This window comes from Pseudomonas sp. GR 6-02, assembly GCF_001655615.1.
Classification (GTDB): Bacteria; Pseudomonadota; Gammaproteobacteria; order Pseudomonadales; family Pseudomonadaceae; genus Aquipseudomonas.
In genome coordinates, this window is sequence record NZ_CP011567.1 from 2,862,957 (window position 1) to 2,883,848 (window position 20,892).

General features: G+C 60.4%; 12 protein-coding genes and 1 tRNA gene. 1 reads left to right on the forward strand and 12 read right to left on the reverse strand.

Features of this window, described 5'->3' with window-relative positions; genetic code table 11:
* Positions 1 to 136: 136 nt before the first annotated feature.
* The 4 genes from PGR6_RS12740 to PGR6_RS12755 form a co-directional block, all read right to left on the reverse strand.
* The gene (locus PGR6_RS12740; protein ID WP_064617465.1) at positions 137 to 4,333 is read right to left on the reverse strand and encodes a DUF5801 repeats-in-toxin domain-containing protein; all 4,197 of its coding nucleotides are present in this window, start codon (positions 4,331 to 4,333) and stop codon (positions 137 to 139) included.
* Positions 4,334 to 4,544: 211 nt separating this feature from the next.
* Positions 4,545 to 6,521 carry a metallophosphoesterase gene (locus PGR6_RS12745; protein ID WP_064617468.1) on the reverse strand — a complete coding sequence of 659 codons (1,977 nt, stop codon included), beginning with the start codon at positions 6,519 to 6,521 and terminating at the stop codon, positions 4,545 to 4,547.
* Between the two features lie 157 nt (positions 6,522 to 6,678).
* Complete coding sequence (locus PGR6_RS12750; protein ID WP_064617471.1) at positions 6,679 to 8,418, reverse strand: dipeptidase; 1,740 nt, start codon at positions 8,416 to 8,418, stop codon at positions 6,679 to 6,681.
* A 154-nt stretch (positions 8,419 to 8,572) separates the two neighbouring features.
* Positions 8,573 to 9,685, reverse strand: coding sequence for a CapA family protein (locus tag PGR6_RS12755; RefSeq protein ID WP_064617474.1), 1,113 nt, complete (start codon positions 9,683 to 9,685; stop codon positions 8,573 to 8,575).
* A gap of 224 nt (positions 9,686 to 9,909) precedes the next feature.
* Here PGR6_RS12755 and PGR6_RS12760 point away from each other — a divergent pair.
* Positions 9,910 to 9,984, forward strand: a tRNA-Gln gene (locus PGR6_RS12760).
* 171 nt (positions 9,985 to 10,155) lie between these two features.
* Here the strand turns inward: PGR6_RS12760 and PGR6_RS12765 are convergent.
* The 8 genes from PGR6_RS12765 to PGR6_RS12800 form a co-directional block, all read right to left on the reverse strand.
* Positions 10,156 to 12,153 carry a peptidase U32 family protein gene (locus PGR6_RS12765; protein WP_064617477.1) on the reverse strand — a complete coding sequence of 666 codons (1,998 nt, stop codon included), beginning with the start codon at positions 12,151 to 12,153 and terminating at the stop codon, positions 10,156 to 10,158.
* A 219-nt stretch (positions 12,154 to 12,372) separates the two neighbouring features.
* Positions 12,373 to 13,845 carry a family 16 glycosylhydrolase gene (locus PGR6_RS12770; RefSeq protein WP_082920849.1) on the reverse strand — a complete coding sequence of 491 codons (1,473 nt, stop codon included), beginning with the start codon at positions 13,843 to 13,845 and terminating at the stop codon, positions 12,373 to 12,375.
* Positions 13,842 to 14,906 carry a UDP-glucose 4-epimerase GalE gene (gene galE, locus PGR6_RS12775; protein WP_064617481.1) on the reverse strand — a complete coding sequence of 355 codons (1,065 nt, stop codon included), beginning with the start codon at positions 14,904 to 14,906 and terminating at the stop codon, positions 13,842 to 13,844. Before galE ends, PGR6_RS12770 begins: the two co-directional genes overlap by 4 nt.
* 83 nt (positions 14,907 to 14,989) lie before the next feature.
* Positions 14,990 to 16,408, reverse strand: a complete 1,419-nt coding sequence (locus tag PGR6_RS12780) for an oligosaccharide flippase family protein (RefSeq protein WP_064617483.1) — start codon at positions 16,406 to 16,408, stop codon at positions 14,990 to 14,992.
* A 13-nt stretch (positions 16,409 to 16,421) separates the two neighbouring features.
* A complete protein-coding gene (locus PGR6_RS12785; protein ID WP_064617485.1) occupies positions 16,422 to 17,375 on the reverse strand; it encodes a glycosyltransferase family 2 protein in 954 nt (317 codons plus the stop codon).
* Positions 17,376 to 17,392: 17 nt separating this feature from the next.
* Positions 17,393 to 18,706 (reverse strand): O-antigen ligase family protein, encoded by a 1,314-nt coding sequence (locus PGR6_RS12790; RefSeq protein ID WP_064617487.1) that lies wholly within the window; start codon positions 18,704 to 18,706, stop codon positions 17,393 to 17,395.
* On the reverse strand, positions 18,706 to 19,815 hold the full coding sequence (locus PGR6_RS12795) for a glycosyltransferase (protein ID WP_064617489.1): 1,110 nt from the start codon (positions 19,813 to 19,815) through the stop codon (positions 18,706 to 18,708). Before PGR6_RS12795 ends, PGR6_RS12790 begins: the two co-directional genes overlap by 1 nt.
* Positions 19,812 to 20,891 carry a glycosyltransferase gene (locus PGR6_RS12800; protein ID WP_018928896.1) on the reverse strand — a complete coding sequence of 360 codons (1,080 nt, stop codon included), beginning with the start codon at positions 20,889 to 20,891 and terminating at the stop codon, positions 19,812 to 19,814. The genes PGR6_RS12795 and PGR6_RS12800 overlap by 4 nt, the downstream gene beginning before the upstream one ends.
* Position 20,892 lies beyond the last annotated feature (1 nt).

Genomic DNA, 20,892 nt, shown 5'->3' on the forward strand with positions numbered 1-20,892 from the left:
TTACCCGCTGTGTTTAAGCCTTGTGGTGCTCCAGGATCCACAGCGAATGCGATCCGTGCCGATCTCATTTTGGAACTGCAAAAACAATGCGAGGGTGACTTTCGCCACCCTCGCATCCTTTCACACACGCGCTGCCTCAGGCGCTGCCATGGACAATGTCGGTATTCAGAACATCAACCCCGACCAAGGTGATGGTCGTGATTTGTCCGCCCGTTTCGGCAATCGTCACGATGCTGTTTGCACCGCTGTTGTCGATCGACTGCACAACGGCGCTCTGGTCGCCGTTGAGCACCAGCGTGTCGCGCAGCCCTGCGCTCGCATCGAAGCCGGTGATCTGGTACTTGTTCTGGGTGAGTGACAAATCGACGTTGAAGGCATCCCGCTCACCGCTTGTGCCCACCAGCGTGAAGTCGAAGGTGGTGCCCAAGTCGTTGGCGAACAGGTTGGCGTCGAAACCACTCGTCGCCGAGTCCCCATCCTTGTCCGTCAGCGTCGCGTTGAACGCCAGCTTGATATCGCTGGCCAGGCTCTCGGTCGGCTGAATGAACTGGATCACCGGGATCTTGACATCGCCTCGGCCCATCGTGAGCTGAACCGCATCGATCAACTTCGTACCTTGTTGCTGAACGAGGAAGGACACTTGTCCGCCGGCCTCCGGTGTCACGGTGTTCACCTCGGTGAGGGCCGAGAACGTGCCATCCTCGTAGTAGGCCCTGTAGTACAGGTCTTCGGTCGCCGTGTTGTACCCCCCCACGGAGTTGTCGATGAAGATCTTCATGCCCGCCAGCAGGGTCTCCGGATTGATCACGAAACTTTCATCGGCAGCGCTGATGGCCACCAGGTTGTCTCCCTGGAGAATGTTATTGCCGACGCCGATGCCGGACGTGCTGACGTTCATGGCAGCCGGGTCGATGTACGAGGGCAGGGGGGTGGTCTGTAGCTGGGCTTCGGTGGGGTCGGGTTTCCCGACCCCGATGCCGGTCAGGATGTCCGAAGTCGACGCCGTCGCCTTGGCGGAAAAGAACACAATCTCCTCGGAGGCCGAAGGAATGGTCGGGTCATTCGTCGTCGGAATCAACAAGGTGCGCACCGGATCCGGGCCGCCGGCACTGAGCGAGCCGTCGGCACTACTGAGCACGATCTGCGAACTGAAGCCTTGCACCAGGTCCAGTGTATAGCTGCCATTGGTGTAGGCGGTCAGCGTGTAGTCGACGCTGGTATTCGCGGTGGCGGCGTTGTTGTCGAAATCACCGGTCAACGTGCCGGCGAAATGGTAGGCGCCGTTGGCATCCGGTGAGGGTGACTGCTCGGTGAGCGTGCCGGTGCCGGTGGTGGTCGTGTTGTCTGGCCGGACGAGGGTGAATTGGTTATTCACCAACGAAATATCCAGTCCGGTTGCCCCCAATCCGTCGGCTCCGGCCGAGTGATCCCAGTACCCTGTTTGTGGAAGGATGCTACCGGTGCCGATCAGATTGCCGAAGGCAAGTGTAGGGCCGTCGTCCTGGAACACCAGGTTCTGGCCGATGTTGAGCGTGGCATGGGCGCTGTCGCCGTCTCCATCGGTTTTGGTCGCCGTCAGGGTTACCAGATTGTCCGAGGACAGACTCGTCGAATCATTCGGATTGGTTGGATCGGGATGCACCACGGCCCGTTGCTGGTCGAGGGTGACGTCACCGTTGGCGGCCACGCTGACGGTGAACACCAGCAGATGGGTAGTGGCTGTGCGGCCTTCCACCACGCCGCCGTTGAGCGACAGGTTGACTGCCTCACCGGTGGCCGTGTCGGTCAGCCCGGAGGCACCCGCCACCACGCCCAGCGCATAGGTCAGCGTACCCGCACCGTCGGCGCCATACGCCGAGGTGAAGTTCGCCGCGAAGCTCTGGGTGGCGTCGGTGGTCAGCACCGTCTCATCCACCGTCAACGTCGGTTCGGTGCCGGTGGTGCTGATGCTCGGTCCGTCGTCCTTGAACACCAGGTTCTGGCCGATGTTGAGGGTCGCCTGGGTGCTGTCGCCGTCCTTGTCAGTGATGGTTGCCGTCAGCGTCACCAGATTGTCCGCGGTCAGCGTTTTCGAATCATCGGGATTGGTCGTGTCGGGATGCACCACGGCGCGGAGCTGATCGAGGGTGACGTCACCGTTGGCGGCGACGCTGACCGTGAATACCAGCAGGTTGGTGGTGGCCGTGTGACCTTCGACCACGCCGCCATTGAGCGACAGGTTCACCGCCTCGCCCGTGGCTGTGTCCACCAGCCCTGAGGCGCCCGCGACCACGCCCAGCGCATAGGTCAGGGTGCCGGCCCCGTCAGCGCCATACGCCGAGCTGAAGTTGGCGGCGAAGCTCTTGGTATCGTTGGTCGCCAGTACCGTTTCGTCGACTGTCAGCGTTGGCTCGGTGCCGGTGGTGCTGATGCTGGGGGCGTCATCCTTGAACACCAGGTTCTGCCCGATATTGAGGGTGGCATGGACGCTGTCGCCGTCCCCATCGGTCTTGGTCGCCGTCAGCGTCACCAGGCTGTCCGAGGTCAGCGTCTTCGAATCATCGGGATTGGTCGCGTCGGGATGCACCACGGCGCGGATCTGGTCGAGGGTGACGTCGCCATTAGCAGCCACGCTGACCGTGAACACCAGCAGGTTGCTGGTGGCCGTGCGACCTTCGACCACTGCGCCGTTGAGCGACAGGTTCACCGCTTCACCGGTGGCCGTGTCGGTCAGCCCTGAGCCACCGGCGACCACGCCCAGCGCATAGGTCAGCGTACCGGCACCATCAGCGCCAAACGCCGAGGTGAAGTTGGCGGCAAAGCTCTTGGTATCGTTGGTCGCCAGTACCGTTTCGTCCACCGTCAGGGTCGGTTCCGTGCCGGTGGTGCTGATGCTCGGCCCATCATCCTCGAAGATCATCTTGGAGCCGATTTCGGCGGTTGATGTACTGGACTGCAGCACCTTGAAGCCGCCAATGTCGAAGTCAGCGTGCGTCTTGTCGCCGTTCTTGTCGGTCAGCAACCCGGCGTTCTCGATCATCACGCGGTTGTGGTCGGTCGCCGTGCTGTAGGTGATCTGCGAGTCGGTCGGAACGCCGGTGATCAGCACCGTGCCGTCGGCGTTGTAGGTGATGACGGCGGTGCTGACGGTGGCGCCCGCGAACGTCTTCACGGTGACGCTGCCGTTGGTGATCGCGACCTTTTCGGTGCTGTCGTTGGCGTAGCTGTTGACGAAGTTGACACCGCTCTGCGACCCGCTGACGTTGTCGGCGTTCTTGACGGCGGTGAGCAAGAGCTTCGCAGTCGTGCCGCCCGTCTCCTGCACGATCTTGAAGGTCGCGGAGCGGGCGCCGAAGTACTGGGTGAAGTCGATGTTCTGTTCGACACCCGCTTCGCCCGGGCTCAGGTTGGGGACTGTGAAGTCCGCCTTGGCACCGGTGACGAAGCTGAAGCGCAGGCCTTCCTGTTCGGTGATCGCCTGGTTGTTGGTGCCCAGGGTTGTGCTGCCGCCGCCCTGGCTGCTGTTAACCGTGTCGGCGCTGGTGATGGCAGCACTGCTTGCCGACTGATCCAGCGGATCCCTGCCGGTGACGACGATCGAGACGCCGGGAATCCGGCCGTTCGCATCGGCCGTCGCGCCCGCGGTCGTGAACATCAGGAACAACTGCTGACCCGACGGCGCATTGGCCAGACTGAATTCCGCGTCCTGACCGGCTCCGATGAACACCTTATTCAGCAGATTGACCGCATCGTCGGGGTTCGTCGCATCTGGATGCTTGAGCGGTTGGTACTCCACGGTCCAGATCTTGCCGCCCGAGAGTGGCGATCCGGTTTCTTCGATATAGGCCGCGAACACGATTGCGCCGCTTGCGCTCCCGGCTCGGCCCACCAGGATGTTGTCGTTGCTCGTATCGGTATAGAGAAGGATGCTGGTGCCATCGAGGGTGTCCAGTCCGCTGTCCACGCCATTGAGCAGTGCGCCAGTGCTGTCGACGAAGCTGACGTTGGTAATGGTTGCTCCGGGGTCAGCGCTGACGCTGAACGCATTGCTGCCGGTATTGCCCACGGCGCCGGTATAGCCACTCAAGGCCGCACCCATTGCGGTACCTGCACCCAGTGCGGTCAAACGGGTAGAGAAAGTCGAGGGCAGGGAGGCCAGCAAAATGTCATTGTCGTCAGCGTCTCCCGCGGGGCTTGGCGTGGCGGTGCTGTTTTGCAACCCGGCCGTTTCGTCCAGCGTAACGCTCGCGCCAGAGGTCACAACGCTGAGAGCGTTGACCACTGAGTCGAGGGTCGGAATGTATAGGGGGGTCGGATCGCCCGTTAGCGATGAATTTTGCTCGCCGGTAGCCATGACTTTCTCCAGAGCAATTGCGGTCATCGAGGCCTGACCGTTGACCTTTGGTCGCAACTATGGAGAAGCGCCGGGGATTGCGCATCGGCCGAAACTCCCATGCGGGATGGGAGTTTCAGACTACTTGGGAGGGGAAAGAGGAGGAGGGCGCGAAGGAGTAACGTCGTATATTACGTTTGTGAATGAGCACAAGACGGCGGCGGGGGCGACCTCATGAGCTGGTTCCTCCACGCCGAATCACGATGGGCTGCTCGATCAGCCGCAGTTCGAGCTCGCCCGAGGCCGGCACGAAGCGCGGGCCAGTGCTTTCAGGCGTTGCCCGCAACCTCCAGGTGCGCTGCACCTTCGCCAGTTTGGCGACTCCCGACGCCACGGACCAGCGCCGGCAGACCTTCTCCAGTTTGAGCGGGTAGAGGGTGAGTTGGTCGCCGTTGAAGTGCATGCGCAGAAAGCATTTGTGGTCGGCGATGCGTTGCGAGGAAAAAACCACTTCGCTATGTAGCCCCCATAAAGTGTTGGCCATGACCATCCAGGCACCGAATAGCAGGCCTCCCAAACTACCACCGAGCACCAGTGTCCCCACCAGGAACAACAAGACCTGGAGCAGGTTTTCTACCTCGAACTGCAAGTAGTGGATGTTGATACGGCCCATGAGCCACAGCAGCCCGATCGCCAGTCCCAGGTGAAGCAACCCGTGAACGGCCCCGACGCCATAGGCAAGCTTTCGGGTGCGTTTGACCCCGGCGGCTGAGAGCACTGCGCAGCCCAGCACAATGGTCACGGCGAGCATCACCGACGAAGGACTGTGTGCCAGGACCAGGACCAGCTGTCGCCATACCTCGCGCAGGTTGGGAATAGAGGCTTCGAGGCCAGACAATACCTCGACCAGGCTGCGATTATCGCGCGCCGGATGGGGCACCTTGCTGGCGCTTTCTACCATCCAGTCGAACAGCAAGTACAAGATCGCCAGCATGCCGCAGAACGAGAGGTTGTGGGTGGGTAGCCGCCATGCCCGGTTACGCAGCTGCTCGGAGGTTTTTTTATCCGGGTAGGTTGCCGCCAGCTCGTAGTGCTGCGGCGTTCCGCCGACGCTGATCGGCTCGGGCGGATCTGGAAGTTGATGAGTGCCATGCAGGAAGGCGCCACCGCCTCCGCAGGTGATGCGTTGCGGTGCCTGGCTGCCGGCTTTTGGCTGGTAGCGCGCGTAGTGGTGCGAGTCTCCGGCCAGGACCACCGCCAAGTGGTCACCCAAGAGCTGTTCGATCTCGCGCAGACTGCTGAAGCGCAGGGTCTGGGTCTCGATCGAGGGCAGGGTCTTGCGCCCCACGCGTGCGAGTCGTTCGGCCTCATCCACCCAGCTCGGCTCGGGTGTACAGAGGATCACGCGGTCGCCTGGCTGCAGTTTGGCGCGCATCTCTTCGAAGTACTGCTTCTGCTGTCGGTCGATCATCGACTCCAATTGCAGGTCCAGGCCCCAGATCCACCAGCCATTGGGCAGCTGCAGCACGTAGTAACTGGTGTGTTGACGGGTTTCCCAGCCGCCGATGGGCTTCTGCTCGCAAAACAGTTGGGAGAACCCGCGCAGGCCGTCATACCAATCGTGGTTGCCGGGCGTCGCCACTATCCACGGTGCACCTGGCTGCGGCACGGGCTGGTCCTGCTCATTCGGGCGTACCTTGGGGACCGGCGCGGGAAAGGCAGCGCGGAAGGGATCGAGGAAGCGGGTGCGATAGCCGGATTGGGCCGGTGTAGGGTAGACCTGATCGCCGCCGAGCAGCAGCACGTCGCCGCGCGGCAGCGTGAGCTTCGGCAACTTGACATCCTGGCTGACGCACAGCGCCATGGAATAGGTGGAGTCCCAGCCATCGCCGGTATCCGCCAGATAGTCGATCCACACGTCACCGTCGGCAGCCACCTGGATGGGCGGGTTAGAGTCCCGGGGGTTGAGCATGGCCAACACATCGCGTGGGTCTGCGAAGGCACCCATGGTGGTGGCCGCGGCCGATTGCATGCCCGTGCGCATGAGCTGAAACGGGCCTAACCAGTTGACCATCGACTCCTGGGTGTAGAGCTCGATGCGGCTATTGGTCGTGGAAGATTGGGTGGCGTGGGTCATGGCGAGGAGCGCAGAGTGCCCCTCTTCAAAGTGTCCCTCTCCAGGGCGGAACTCAATCGATTGCTCCTTCATCGCCTAGCCTCCATTGCTGTAAAGAGTCCGGGTACATCAGGTGGGGTTTGACTTCTTGTCGGTTGATTCAGAATAGGTCAGTTATGCGATAACCGCCGGTTCATGGCAAGACGATAAAAACGATGGACCCGCCAGTATGACGGGTCCGGAAGGGGGATCAGAGTGTCGGCAACTGCCCGATGCGACCCATCATCTCGGTCACGATCTGCAGGTCCAGCAGGAACTGGTCGACGGTCTTGAACTCGTTGTCGTTGTGGCCGGTGTACTTGAGCTCGGGCCTGGCCAAGCCGAACTGCACGCCGTTGGGCAGCTCATGGACCGAAGTGGCGCCGGCTGAGGTACCGAACTTGTGTTCCATGCCAAGGTTCTCGCTGGCCACCGCCAAGAGCGCCTTGACCCATTCACCTTCGGGGTTGCGGTACATCGGCTCGGCGATCTTGTAGTCGAAAGCCACTGCAATGTGAGTCTTCTTGCTCCAGGCACCCAGCTTTTCGGCGATTTCAGCCTTGAGCGCTTCCGGGGACTTGCCCTTCGGCACGCGCAGGTTGACCGCAAGCTTGAAGGCTTTTTCATCCATCCCGACATAGGTCAGGGAGGTGGTCAGCGGCCCCATGAAGGCATCGGAAAAACCGACCCCCAACTTGCCGCCCAGGTAGTCCAGTCCCCAGTTGTCGACGGCATAACGGGCGGCGTCGGTAATGTGGTTGTGCTTGAGCGCGACCTTGCCGTCGAGGCTGTTGATGAAGCCCAGCATCCGTGCCACCGGGTTGATGCCTGACTCGGGCTCGGAGGAGTGGGCAGAAACACCGGTGACCGTGAGCTTGACGTCCTTGCCGACGACCTTGGCGGTCACCTCGAAGTTGCCGCCATTGCGCTTGGCATAATCGCTACCTGCCTTCTGCAGGCTGGCGGCCAGTTCGGCGGGCTTGTCAGTTACAAGGGTGGCGACCGACGTTGACGGAATCTGGTTGGTTGCCAGGCCGCCGGTCATTGAGGTGATTTCGGCGCCCTTGCCCTGAGCGCTCCGCAGGGCAAAGTTCGCCATGACGGTGCCGTAGCCTTTCTCGGCAATCACCACCGGGTAGCCGCCATCCAGCGCCAGGTTGTAGTTGGGTGTCGGGTTGTGTTCGAAGTAATAGGGGATGGCGTCGCCGGTGGTTTCCTCGGTGGTGTCTACCAGCAGCTTGAAATGGCGAGCCAGCGGCAGCTTCTCTTCCTTGATGATCTTCATGGCGTAGAGCGCGACCACGATGCCGTTTTTGTCATCCTCGGTGCCTCGGCCATACATACGGTCGCCGACCAGGGTGACCTTGAACGGGTCGAGGCGGGTGCCGTCTTTCAAGACCCAGTTCTCCGGCGTCACGGGCACCACATCGGCATGTGCGTGAATGCCCACGATTTCGTCGCCAGCCCCTTCGAGGGATATTTCATAGACTCGGTTGTCGATATTGCGAAAGTTCAGGTTGAAGGCCTGGGCCAGGCCCTTGAGCTTGTCGCCGATCTTGATGAATTCAGGGTTGTCGTGTTGGGCCACGCCGTCCACGCGGAAGGTCGGGATGGCCACCAGTTCGCGCAAGGTCTCGGTAGCAGCGTTGCCGTACTTCACCCGCGCATAGAGGCCAAGCAGGCGATGAATCTCGTTCTGTTGTTCAGCGGAAAGGGGCTTGTTGCCCTGGAAAGCACTGATTGCCGGGCCGAGGTCGGCGGTTTTGGCAAGCTCGCTCTTGGCCAGGCGTTCCAGGAACTGCCTGAAATCCGTTACCGATGCATCGCTGAAGGTCTTGAGGATGGTCGCGCTCTGTTGCGGGGTAATGTTGGCGTGCGCTGAGGTGGTGAACGACGAAAGGCTGGCCAGCATCAGGGTTGTCGCGGCCAGTTGCTTAAGTGAAAAGTCCATTGCTGGGGGCATTCCTTTGCAGGTGGTTGGTAGGAAATATCTGATTGATTAGTCAGAAACTTTTCCAAACTAACACCAAGAGGGAGTAGTACGGGAGTACCTGAAGTGCGATCTGTCGCACAGAAATGCAAAAGCGACGCAGAAATGAAAAAGCCTACCAACGCAACTCGAAGGCATTTTGCGCGCCCGTCTGGAGGCTGCTGCCCAAGCGTTTGCACTCGCGAGAAAGGGTGTCTTGCAGCCATTGACGGTCATCCCCTTCGGCGTGACAGAGGCGAAAGCGCTGCAGGCGAGTGGGTATCAGCTCCAGCGTCTGCAGGCGTCCGTCCGGGGCCAGCGAGACAAAGTACAGAAGCCCCAGGTCGCCGCGATAATCTGCGTGGCCCTCGATGCCTTCGTAATCGTTCAGCAGATCCCCGCAGCCATAGAGAATCAGGCGCTCGCGGTACACCTCGATGCCTTTGACGTGGTGCGAGGAATGGCCATGCACCACGTCAACTCCGGCCTCATCGATCAGGGCATGGGCGAACCGGACCTGCTCCTGCGGGATCTCGAACCCCCAGTTGCCGCCCCAATGAATGGAGGCCACCACCCGATCCCCCGGATTTTTGTACTTGAGAATTCGTTCGGCCACAGGGCGCAGGCTTTGCATCGACAGATCTTCCAGCCGCGCGACGCCCGCGCGGCTATCCGTGGCGGCCCACCGCGGTGGAATGCCGCTGTCGGGAGCGCCGAAGCCAAACACCAGCAAGCGCTGTCCGCCAGACAACGGCAGCACGGCGGGCGCTTCGGCAGATTGTCGGTTGAGCCCGGCGCCGGCACTGCACATGTCGTTGTTCGCCAGGGTGGCCAGCGTATCGGCCAGGCCAGGCACGCCCCAGTCCAACACATGGTTGTTGGCCAGCACGCAGCAATCGATGTCGGCGGCACTGATGGCCGGGAAGTTCTCCGGGCTCATGCGGTAATTGATGCCCTTTGGCTCCGGTCGTCCGCGGCGGGACACCGCTGTTTCCAGGTTGATGATGCGTACGTGTGGCTGGCGAAGTTCGAACTCATCCAGCGCAATGCCCCAGATATAGGTGAAATCGACCGGGCGGGGAATCGGGCCATTGTGTCGTTCTGCCAACCGGACGTAATCGCCGGCTTTCTTGACGTAGTCTTCGTAAAGCCGTGGATCGCCAGGATGCGGCAGCACTGCGTCGATGCCTCGGGCGGTCATGACATCGCCGGTGAGAAACAGCTTCAGCGTATCGGTAACGGCTGCCATGGCACCCTCCGGATATCCCGAATAGCCTGGATCAACAGTAAATCTCTGTTTTAAAACAAATTAGTTTGTTTTTGGGCTTCCCAGATGCAGCGAAAGTTGATAAATTTCCGCGCGTTCTTGCAGAGGCCCTTACGGGGCTTGCAGCGTAGGGACGCAGCAGCTCGATATTGCTCGCAAGCTGCACATTCAGAAAGAGAGTGCCAGGCACTCGTCGCAACAGCTACAGGGGCGTCGCCAAGCGGTAAGGCAGCAGGTTTTGATCCTGCCATGCGTTGGTTCGAATCCAGCCGCCCCTGCCATTTTCCTTACACTTATTCAGTCATGACTCAGTCGGCGGTATTGCGCGAGTCCTGGATGGTCGTGTTTACGAGAAACGCCAGTGCCGATTCGGCCTGGCGTTTTTTTGTGTCGGTTAAATATCCCTCCGAACACAGCGAGCGCGACGCCGTGGCGGCGCGCTCGCCCGTCACTCAGTGGGGCGCGCGAGGGATGGTCTTGAGCAGGTCTTCAGGGCTGATGTGCCCGACAACCTGCTGCACGCTGCCCGGTTGCGGCAGACCAAGGATGTGCCCCTTCATCTTGCCGATCACGTGCATCTCGCAAGGCTTGCAGTCGAACTTCAGTGTCAGCACTTCGTCACCGTGCACCAGCTGCATCGGCGCGACCTTGGTGCGCACGCCGGTGACGCCCTTGGCCTGCTTGGGGCAGAGGTTGAAGGAGAAGCGCAGGCAGTGCTTGGTGATCATCACCGGCACCTCGCCGGTCTCCTCGTGAGCCTCATAGGCCGCGTCGATCAGCTTGACGCCGTGCCGGTGATAGAAGTCGCGGGCTTTCTGGTTGTAGACGTTGGCCAGGAACGACAGGTGGGACTCCGGGTACACCGGTGGCGGATTGGTCTCGGCCTTGCGACCACCCCGTGGGTGGGCTTCGATGCGGGCCGCGGTCAGCGCTTCGATGACTTCGCGGCGCAAGGCCTTGAGCTGCGAGTTCGGGATGAAATACGCCTGCGGTGCATCCAGCTTGATATCCGTGGCATGGTACTGCGTGGTGCCCAATTGGCCGAGCAAGTCGTGCAGTTGCTCCAGGGCCTGTTCCGGCTTGTTGGCCAGGCCGAATGGACCGTCCAGGGCGACATTGGCGCTGACACCTTCCTCGCTGGTGACGGTCAGCTCGAGGCGATCCTCACGCAGGCGAGCGACCCAGGCCAGACCCACCCGGCGCTCGGCGGAGGTCTTGAGCAGGGCTTGCTGCCAGTTGTGGTCGAGGTTGCGGCTCAGCGGGTGATTCGGCCGCAACTGGTGCAGCCCCTTTGGCATTTCGTTGGGCTCGACACGGTAGCGGTAGCGCTTTTCACCGTCTTCTTCGAACTCGCCTTTCGGTTCGGCGATGTTGGTACGCCAGCCCACCACCTCGCGCTTGACCAGCACATTGAGGCCGTCGCCGTTGGACAGCGGTTCGTGGGTGACCACCAGCAGGTCGCGCTTGCCGACTTTCTCCACCACGCCCACCGGCAGGCCGGTGAAGGTCGGCGAGTCGAAGGCGCCGATGTCGATCTTGCGCTCGCTGACGAAGTAGTCGGTGCTGCCACGATGGAAAGTCTTGTCCGGATCGGGCAGGAAGAAGTGCGCGGTGCGGCCGCTGGAAGCGCGAGCCAGGTCCGGACGGTCTTCGAGGACGTCGTCCAGGCGCTGGCGATAGTAGGCGGTGATGTTCTTCACATAGCCCATGTCCTTGTAGCGCCCCTCGATCTTGAACGAGCGTACACCGGCTTCCACCAGCGCGCGGATGTTGGCGCTCTGGTTGTTGTCCTTCATCGACAGCAGGTGTTTTTCGTAGGCGATCACACCGCCTTTTTCATCCTTGAGGGTGTAGGGCAGGCGGCAGGCCTGGGAGCAGTCGCCACGGTTGGCACTGCGACCGGTCTGCGCATGGGAGATGTTGCACTGGCCGGAGAACGCCACGCACAGCGCGCCATGGATGAAAAACTCGATGGCCGCGTCGGTCTCGTCGGCAATGGCGCGGATCTCCTGGAGGTTCAGCTCGCGGGCCAGTACCAGTTGCGAGAAACCAGCCTGATCGAGGAACTTCGCCCGCGCCAGGGTGCGGATGTCGGTCTGGGTGCTGGCGTGCAGCTCGATCGGCGGAATGTCCAGCTCCATCACGCCCAGATCCTGGACGATCAGCGCATCGACGCCGGCGTCATACAACTGGTGGATCAGCTTGCGCGCCGGCTCCAGCTCATTGTCATGCAGAATTGTGTTGATGGTGGTGAACACCCGCGCGTGATAGCGACGGGCGAATTCCACCAATTGGGCGATATCGCTCACCTCGTTACAGGCGTTGTGGCGGGCGCCGAAGCTCGGGCCGCCGATGTACACCGCGTCGGCGCCATGCAGGATGGCCTCGCGGGCGATGGCCACGTCGCGGGCGGGGCTGAGCAATTCCAGGTGATGCTTGGGTAGGGACATGTTTTTTTAGTCTGGCTTGTCACGGTCAAGGTGCGCATTGTAGCGGCGAAACGCCTGACCGGCACCCATGTGCTGCCCGATGGCGTTTGTCCGCTGAGCAACACGAATAACCATCGGCTTCATCCCTTGGCCGAATCCGATGGCTGATGTAGTGAATCTGCCGCTGAGCAAGGATGGAAGGGGAAGGATCAAATTCAAAGACGCTGGATCAAGACCCGGCTATCGACCGCGCCGCCACACCTTGAGGTAGTCCACGCTGAAAGTGGAGGGCAGATCGGCGTCGTCGACAACGCCGAACCAATTCCACATGGCCTCGCTGTCAAAGTTGATTTGCATCGGGAAGAACCAGTGGGTGTTCTTGGCCTCTCGCACCAGGACGCCGTCTACGTACCAGCGCAAGGTGTCGGGTTGCCAGTCAAAACCGTAGACATGAAAGTCGCTGGCCAGGCGCCACGGGGCGATCCAGCTGCTGCCGTCGCTGAGGTGGGCGGTGCTTTGTGGCGTGGCCCAGACATGGGCGTTCATGTTGTATAGACGGTCGAAGGCAGCGCCCTTGGTCTTGCCGCCGATCTCGAATATGTCGATCTCCGTGGCATTGTCGGCAAGCCCCGTCCACGCTAGCCAGAAGGCGCTGGAGCCCGCCGATTCCATGGGTTTGGCGCGGGCTTCGTAGTAGCCGTAAAAACTGCGCTCGATCGTGCGGACCATCGCCGAGCTATAGCCTTGGTAACCCAGCCGAACGTACTTTTGCGGCACGTTTTCCTTGCGGAAAACGATGTTGAGATTGCCATCACTCAGGTAGGCATTGTTCGGCGTGAACAGCGCCGGTTTACGCCCGAGCGATTCGGTGCCCGTGGCATTGTTGACGTGCCAGCGACTGGTGTTAAGGGTCGCACCGTTGAAGTCGTCGGAAAATTGGCTGTCCACCCTCCATTGGCCGACATTGGCCTGATCGGACAACGGCAGTTCGGCATTGATCCGCTGCGGTACAGCGTCCAGGGGGCCGATACGGGTCCAGGAATTGGCGGCCTTGGGGATAGCGACGGACCACTTTTGCGCCAGATACTGAAACACGCGCTGCCGTTCCTCCAGAGAGGCCAGGTGACGGTCGTACACCAACACTTCCGCGATGTCGCCACGCAAGTCTTCAGTGCTACCGACCACATTGCGCCCCACCGCAAACGGGCCTATAGGCACGTCGTTGAGTTCCAGAACAAACAGGGTTGGATCGTAGGCGGTGGGCTGTTGCACGCTGATCGCGAAATTTGGTGCCACGTTGTCATTTTCAGCGATCCACGGGCGCGAGCTGAACAGCCGCTGCCAGGTCTCGCCGCCGCTTTGCCCGTTCAGTCTGCGTGACACGATCAATAAGGTCATGGGGCCTTTTGCGGCACGAATTGTCTTGCCAAGGAACGCCGACGAGCCACTCAAACGCACCACCGAATGGCCATTCATGGCGTCCTTCACACGCAGCGGAAGTGCGGCGCCTGCGGCATCGTCTACGGTAACGTCATTGGATTTGCCGGACTTGTCGTGCCACCGCAGGAGGTGGTTCTGGGCATCGAAGGTCATTTTTGAAGCATCGGCAGCGTCGAGCCACAGCACCAGGCCGTTGGCCAGCGGCGGGGGAGTGCCCCCCGACGCGTAGCACACAACCGATACCAGGGCTGCCAAAAGGATGTACCTGCTCATACCCATTGCTTTAACACAATCGATGCGGCCAATCCGGGTTGGGAGCGGTATCCGTGCGGATTACACATTTGCCATCGCCAGGTGTCGATGATCATCTGCATCAGGTCGCGCTGTGCGTACCAGCCCAGATCACGCCCCGCCTTGGTGGGGTCGGCCCAACATTCGGGGATATCGCCGACACGGCGCGGCGCGAACCGGAACGGGATGGTAATACCGGTAATGTCCTCGAAGCTGCGGATGATTTGCAGCACGCTGTGGCCAATGCCTGTTCCCAGGTTCCAGACGTGGATACCGTTTCTGTTTTGCAACGCCCGCAACGCTTTGAGATGGCCTTCGGCAAGGTCGACCACATGGACGTAATCGCGCACGCACGTTCCGTCGACAGTGGGATAGTCGCTGCCGTATACGGTGAGTTCGGGCATTTGCCTCATCGCGACTCGTGTCAGGCAAGGCAGCAGATTGTTGGGCTTGCCATTAGGGTTTTCCCCGATCAGCCCGCTATCGTGAGCACCAATCGGGTTGAAGTAGCGCAGCACCGCAATGCTCCACTGCGGATCGGACAGGCACAAGTCGGTGAGCAACTCTTCGATCAGCAGCTTGGTACGACCATAGGGATTGATCGGTTTGCCTGTGCCCAGATCTTCAATGAGCGGTATCTGTCGGGGAATGCCATACACCGTGGCCGATGAGCTGAACACCAGTTTGAAGACCTCGAATCGGGCCATCGCATGGCAAAGATTGAGCGTACCAATGACATTGTTGGCGTAATAGTCGAGCGGCTTTCGAATGCTTTCCTCCACGGATTTGAGACCGGCAAAGTGCACCACGGCATCGATGTCGTAGCGGCTGAAGATTTCATCGAGCAGGTGGTTATCGCGGATATCACCTTCAATGAAGTCGACTCGCTTGCGAGTCAGATACTCCAGGCGCGCGAGCGATTCGCGGCAGCTGTTACACAAGTTATCGAGGACCAGCACCTGTTGACCGGCGTCAATCAGGGTCAGGGTGGTATGCGAGCCGATGTATCCGGCCCCGCCGGTAATCAACGTGGTTTTGTGCATGATGAGGCGTTCCTGTCACAAGGAAATTGCGCGAGTCAGGAGAATGTGGTCCGGGTAGGAGAAAGGTTGTCGGGTGCGTCCTCTCAGCGGGTGGTGAAAACCGATTTGAATTCTTGCAGCCAGCGCGGATGCATCACGCTGTACGCCACGGCATAGCTCAGCGCGCCAACCACGATGCTGCAGAACAGGTGCAGGTAGCCTTGAACACTCAATCGGAAAGAAACCATCAGGACGATCGCAGCCATGACCAACGAGGCAACCACGCTGCGATAGTTGGTTTCGAAAAACAGCCGCCAGTCATAGCCGATTGCGCGGTTCAACCCACGGATTTGCAGTGGCGTGATGATCGCCATCCGGGCTAGCAGGGCGAGGGCGGCGGCCATGCCGCCATAAAGGCTGCCGAAGCTATAGACCAGCGCCAGTGCCAGTACGGTGGTTGCCACTTCGGCCTTGATGGTCAGGTGGCTGCAATTGACCGCGACCAGTGCGGTTGTGGCGTACATGGCGGTATTGCCGATGGCTGCCGTGCCCGCAAGCACTTGCAGCAGGGGAATGGCCTCGGTCCATTTGGCGCCGAAGATCAACAGGATCAGGTCATGCGCCGTGAGTGCGATGCCGATGAACAGGGGCGTCAGCAGGAAGCCGCTGACGGCGGTCGAATCGCTGATGATCGCGCGCAACCGCGAGGGATCGGCGCTGCGCCGGGCAAACACCGGCAGCGCATAGCTGATCAGGCCGTGATAGATCGCCGTGCGCGGCAGATCGATGATGCGCATCGCCATGTTGAACATGCCCACCGCGTTGCTACCGGCCGTCATGCCCAGGATGACGGTGACCCCGCGCTGTAGCGTTTGCGAACTCAGCGCGTTGATGGCAACCGGTGCACCGGCCTTCAACAGTTCGCGCAGGAGCGGGCCGTCAATGCTAAAGGCAATGCGGCGCGGGTCTGCACGCATCAATACGACAATGGACACGAACTCCATGATCAGTACCTGGGCAATGACCGCCCAGGCCCCCAACCCCCAAAGCGCGACAGCGATGCCACCCACGCCACCACATACTTTGCCCAGTAACGTGCGCGACGCCAACATCCTGAAGTTGCCGCTACGGCGCATTTGCGCCACATAGACCCGCGCCATCATGGTGAACAGGATTTTCACCGAGGCCACCGCCGTCATCCATCGCAGCACCGGGTCGGGTGTGTACAGCGTTACCGCGCCCGAGATGACGACGATGGACAGCAGGCTGACGAGTACCGACGCCCAGAAGGCTGTGGCGATGTGTTTGTCTTCCAGTCGTTCGAGTCGTACCAGCGGGTCTTCCAGAACCGAGGAATAAATCATCCCGATCAACTCGACGACGGCAATGATGACCGTGCCCACACCCAACTCTGTGGGCGACAGCAGCCTGGCATACGCGACAAAGGTAATCATCGACAGGAAAATCAGGCCGAATTTCTCGGTGAAAATCCAGATCAATTTAACCAGACGATGATTGGCCATGGCGGATACCGGCTCAATGAGCGGTGGTGGACGCAGGTGCCTTGCGCAATGATTGGACGCATGCGTAGAGGAAGCGCAATGTCGGTTTGCCGTTCCTGAAGATCAGCGCTTGCCAGGAATACTCCAGCATTCGCCGGTACACACCGATCACTTGGGCATGCTCTCCTCTGCGGGAAAACAGCTCGAGAAAGTCGGAGAGGCTGCCCAGCGCGAAATCGATCCGTTGCTGCTTGCTGAGCTGCGGGCCAAAGTGGGCGAGGTACTCTTCGATGAACCTGATCTTGTGCGGGTAGTACCTTGTCGGTTGCGCGGTCATGTTGGCGCTGTTGACCATGCGCTGCAGCAGCACCTCTGGCACCGTATGGACCTCCCAGTGTTCGGCGATCCGGGTCCACATGAAGCGGTCTTCGGAGTAACGCAGGCTGGCATTGAAGCCGCCGAGTTGCATGATCACGTCGCGTCTGACCATCGCGGAGGACACGCCATTGAGGACGTTGGCGCGGATGAAATCGTCGAAATGCCTACCGTTTTTTTGCCGGTCTTCCAGTATTCGCCTGCCGTCGCTGTAGTCGTTATGCACGTAGCAATCTATCAGCCCCACCGGCCGTCCCTGACGATCCAGTTCTTCAAACAGTGCCACTTGTTGCTCCAGCTTTCGCGGATACCATCTGTCATCGGCATCGAGAAACGCCACAAGAGTCTCTTCAGTGTGCTGCAGTCCGTGGTTGCGGGCGCTGGCCTGGCCTTCGTTGGCTTGATGCAACAGCGTCAGGCGAAACGGCGCCTTGAAGTCCCTGACCCGTTGGGGGCCATCATCGGTGGAGCCATCGTCGATGACGATGACGTGATCGGGCAGTCGCGTTTGCCCGGCCACGGACGCCAGTGTTTGCTCAATGCTGTCGGCGCCGTTGTACATCGCGATTATGACGCACACGGTATTGGGTGAAGGGTGGGCTTGGTCTGGCATGGTTATTTCTCCTTTCGTTACGCCTTGGCTGAATCGCGCGGCAATGCCTCGCCGGACGGACGCTGACGCAGGGTTGCTGCTGACAACACGGGGTATTTCGCGTGGTGATGCCGAAAGGACAGGGCCAGGACGCAGAACACCAGAAACTCCGCCGAGCGGTAGTTGGGCACGACATACGCTACATAGTTGGTGAGCATGAATGATCCGACGATGACCATCGCGCTGACATGAAACCGTGCCGACTGGTCCGCCATCACGGCCCGATAGTGTTTTAGCAGTGCCTCGATCAGCATGAGGACCAGCGCCATCAACTGAACGATACCGCCGTTCAGCAAGGTTTCGATGTAGCCGTTGTGGGCATTACCGATGTAACCCCAGCGGCTGATAAAGACCTCGGCGCTGGGGCTGGACCAGAAGGCGCCGAAGCCGTAACCCTTGAGGAATTCGGCGTCGATCAGCGGTGTGAGCAGGTCCCAGATCAACGTGCGGTCGGTGAGTGATGGATCGCGACCGGTCAGCTCCAGCAGCAGCGTGTAGTTGCCGTAGAGAAAGAAACAGATCAGCAAATAGACGATCGTCGTGCCGAGGAATGCGGGCCATGAACGGTTGATGTGCAAACGGATCAGCGTGAGGAAGTACCAGTAGCTCACGGTGCCGGCAACAATCAGTGCTGTGGCGGTGGCGGATTGGGCCAGTGCAATCGCGATCAGCGAGAACAACGAGCAGATGATGGCTCGGGGATTGCCCTGACGGATCATCGGCAGCAGTAGCAAAATGGCGATCGCGTTGATCCGTGCGCCAGCATTTTTATCCGGGAAAATCCCTTTGAATGCACCCTCGCGAACACCGCCGTTAATGAAGGCGACATCGGGCCTGACAAGCGCCAGTATCAAGCCGAACAACGTAGCGGCGCCGATGAGACAGCCGAGCATGAAGGCGATTTTCTCGAGGCTGTAGTTGTAGGCGATGAAACCCGCAAAGAAGACCACGCTGATCAGCGCCACAAAACGTTTGAAACTTAACATCGGGTCGTAGGACCAACTGATCGATACCGCCAGGCAGAGCATGAACACCAGCAGGAAGGCGTTGTTCCTGTAAAAGCTTTTGCTGAGGAAGACCTTGTTGCGGATGAAGAAGAACAGCGGTACCAGCAGGGTGATCAGACCGCAAATCTGATTGACCGCGTTGCCTTCGAGGTCTTTTTCGGCCAAGTCCAGATTTGACGTATCCGCCAGCCCGGAAAAAAATCCGATCACCTGGATGTAGAACAGCACACCGAACAGCGTGAAGGCGTTGCGCAGCGTGCTGTACCTGAGTTCCAGTGTGTTCATCACGACTGCCTCCCGAGTAGCGCATCGAGATAAGTTTTCGCCGCGCAAGCGCTCACGAAACGGGCGGCGGCATCGATGCGGGCCTGGCGATTTACATCACGCGGCAACGTCAGCTGCATCGTGATGGCCTGCGCCAGCGCGTCAGGGTCGTCGACGGCCACCAGCGGAGCGATCGCGCCATTACCGAGAATCTCTTGCGGTCCATAGGGGCAGTGAGTCGATACCACCGGAGTGCCAGTGGCCATGGCCTCGACCAGTGCGTTGGGGCTGCCCTCGAAACGCGACGACAGTACAAAACAATCGGCCGCCGCCACTTCTGCCATCGGATCACTGGTATAGCCTGGTAAATCTAACCGGTCGGCCACGCCCACAGCGACCGCTTGTTCGAGCAATTGGGCCCTGAGCGCGCCTTCGCCGAAAATGATCAATCGGGCACTGGGATCGGGCAGTCGGGCGAAGGCGTCGATCAATACGTCAAAGCCTTTTTGTCGCGCCAGGCGGCCCACGGCGACAATCACCGGGGTGGACTTTTCCTGCAGCCAGCGGTGGTTTGGACGCGCCGGTGCCTTGTCGCGAAAATCGTTGTCGAGCACCGGATTGTCGGCGATGGTGACATCCTGGGGGCGGGTTATGGTGGTGTCGATCAGATCCTGGGCGACGCCGCGCGAGACGCAGATCACCGGATTAGGGATCAGTCGATACAGCAATGGTGCCAGCAGATACGCTGTGCGCACCTTCAACGCAGGGTTGACATATTTGTCATGGGAAAACGCGTTGCGCTCGCTGACATGCAGGCGCGCCAGCGTACCTGACAGCGCGGCGGCAGCGATGGCCACGACGTTGACGTGGGTGAGGGCGGCCAGTAACGCGTCGAAGCGATTGTGGCGAAGAAAGCGTGCCAGCGCCGGCACGGCCCTGGAGCTGCGCGCGCTGTGCAACTCGACCTGTTTTACCCGTGGGTCGAGGTGCGCCGAGTTCACGCCGGTGCCAGTGAGCATCAGTAAAGTCACGTCATTGCCAGCGTCAGTCAGCGCTCCAGCGAGGCGCGCCATCATTTTTTCGGCACCGCCTCCACCCAAGTCCTGCAGAATAATCAGCAATTTTTTCATTGATTCCATACCTGGTAATACGCCTGCGCGGCGTATTGACTGGTGTACTGGCGGACTGCATCAGCGGCCACTTGTGCGTTTGGCGCAGCCTGGTCTTGTGAGGCCAGGCTGCGCAGCATTCCTTCGGCCAGTGCCGGTACATCATTGACCTTGACCAGTTGGCCGAGTCGGCCGTTATCAAGCAGCTCCCTGGGCCCGGTCTCGCAGTCGCAGGCCAGCACGGGCGTACCCAGCGCCAGGGCCTCGATCAGGACGGTCGGCAAGCCTTCATGAAAGGAACTCAGGATCAGCAGTCGTGCATGCCTGATCAATGGGTAGGGATTGCTCAGGAAACCAGTGAAATGCACACGGTCCTCGATGCCCAGGTGGTTTGCCTGCAATGTCAGCGCGGCGAGTTGCGGACCATCGCCAATGATCACCAGATCCGGCAGCGCGGCGCTGCTCAAGGCCATGGCATAGGCATCGAGCAGCAAATGGAAGCCCTTCGGTTCCACCAGCCGGCCCACTGCCAACCAGAACTCGGTCGGCAACCCTCTGAGCAGGGGCGTCTGCGCGGCGCTGAGCAGTTGTTCGGTGACCACCGCATTGGGGCAATAGCGGATACGCTGGCGACCCCAGGGCACCAGATCGGCGAGGGCCTGATGCAGGCCTTTGGATACCGCCACCACCTGATCGTTGCCGCAGAGGTACAACCCATAGAGCAGGCGCAGGGTAGTGAGGCCGATTTTCTGTTCGCCGCAATCCAGTGCCGCGTGACGGGCGTAGATGACCTTGCATGAGCGACCCAGGGTGGCAAACCAGGTGCAGAGGTTGGCCTGTTCCTTGGCGGCGATAAGGTGGGTCACACGCTCACGATGGATAAGGCGACGCAGCACACCGATCGACTTGAGCAGACCGACGAATCCATTGCCGCCACCATTGAAGGTGGCCGCTTCTTCGTCGTCCGCGGTATCGCCGTTCATGACGAAGTAACTGACCCGCTGGCCATCCTTGAGAAACTGCCGGGCCAGGCGCTGCTGGACACGCTCCAGGCCGCCATCGGGCTTGAAGTCCTTGAGGATGAACAGGATATGCATG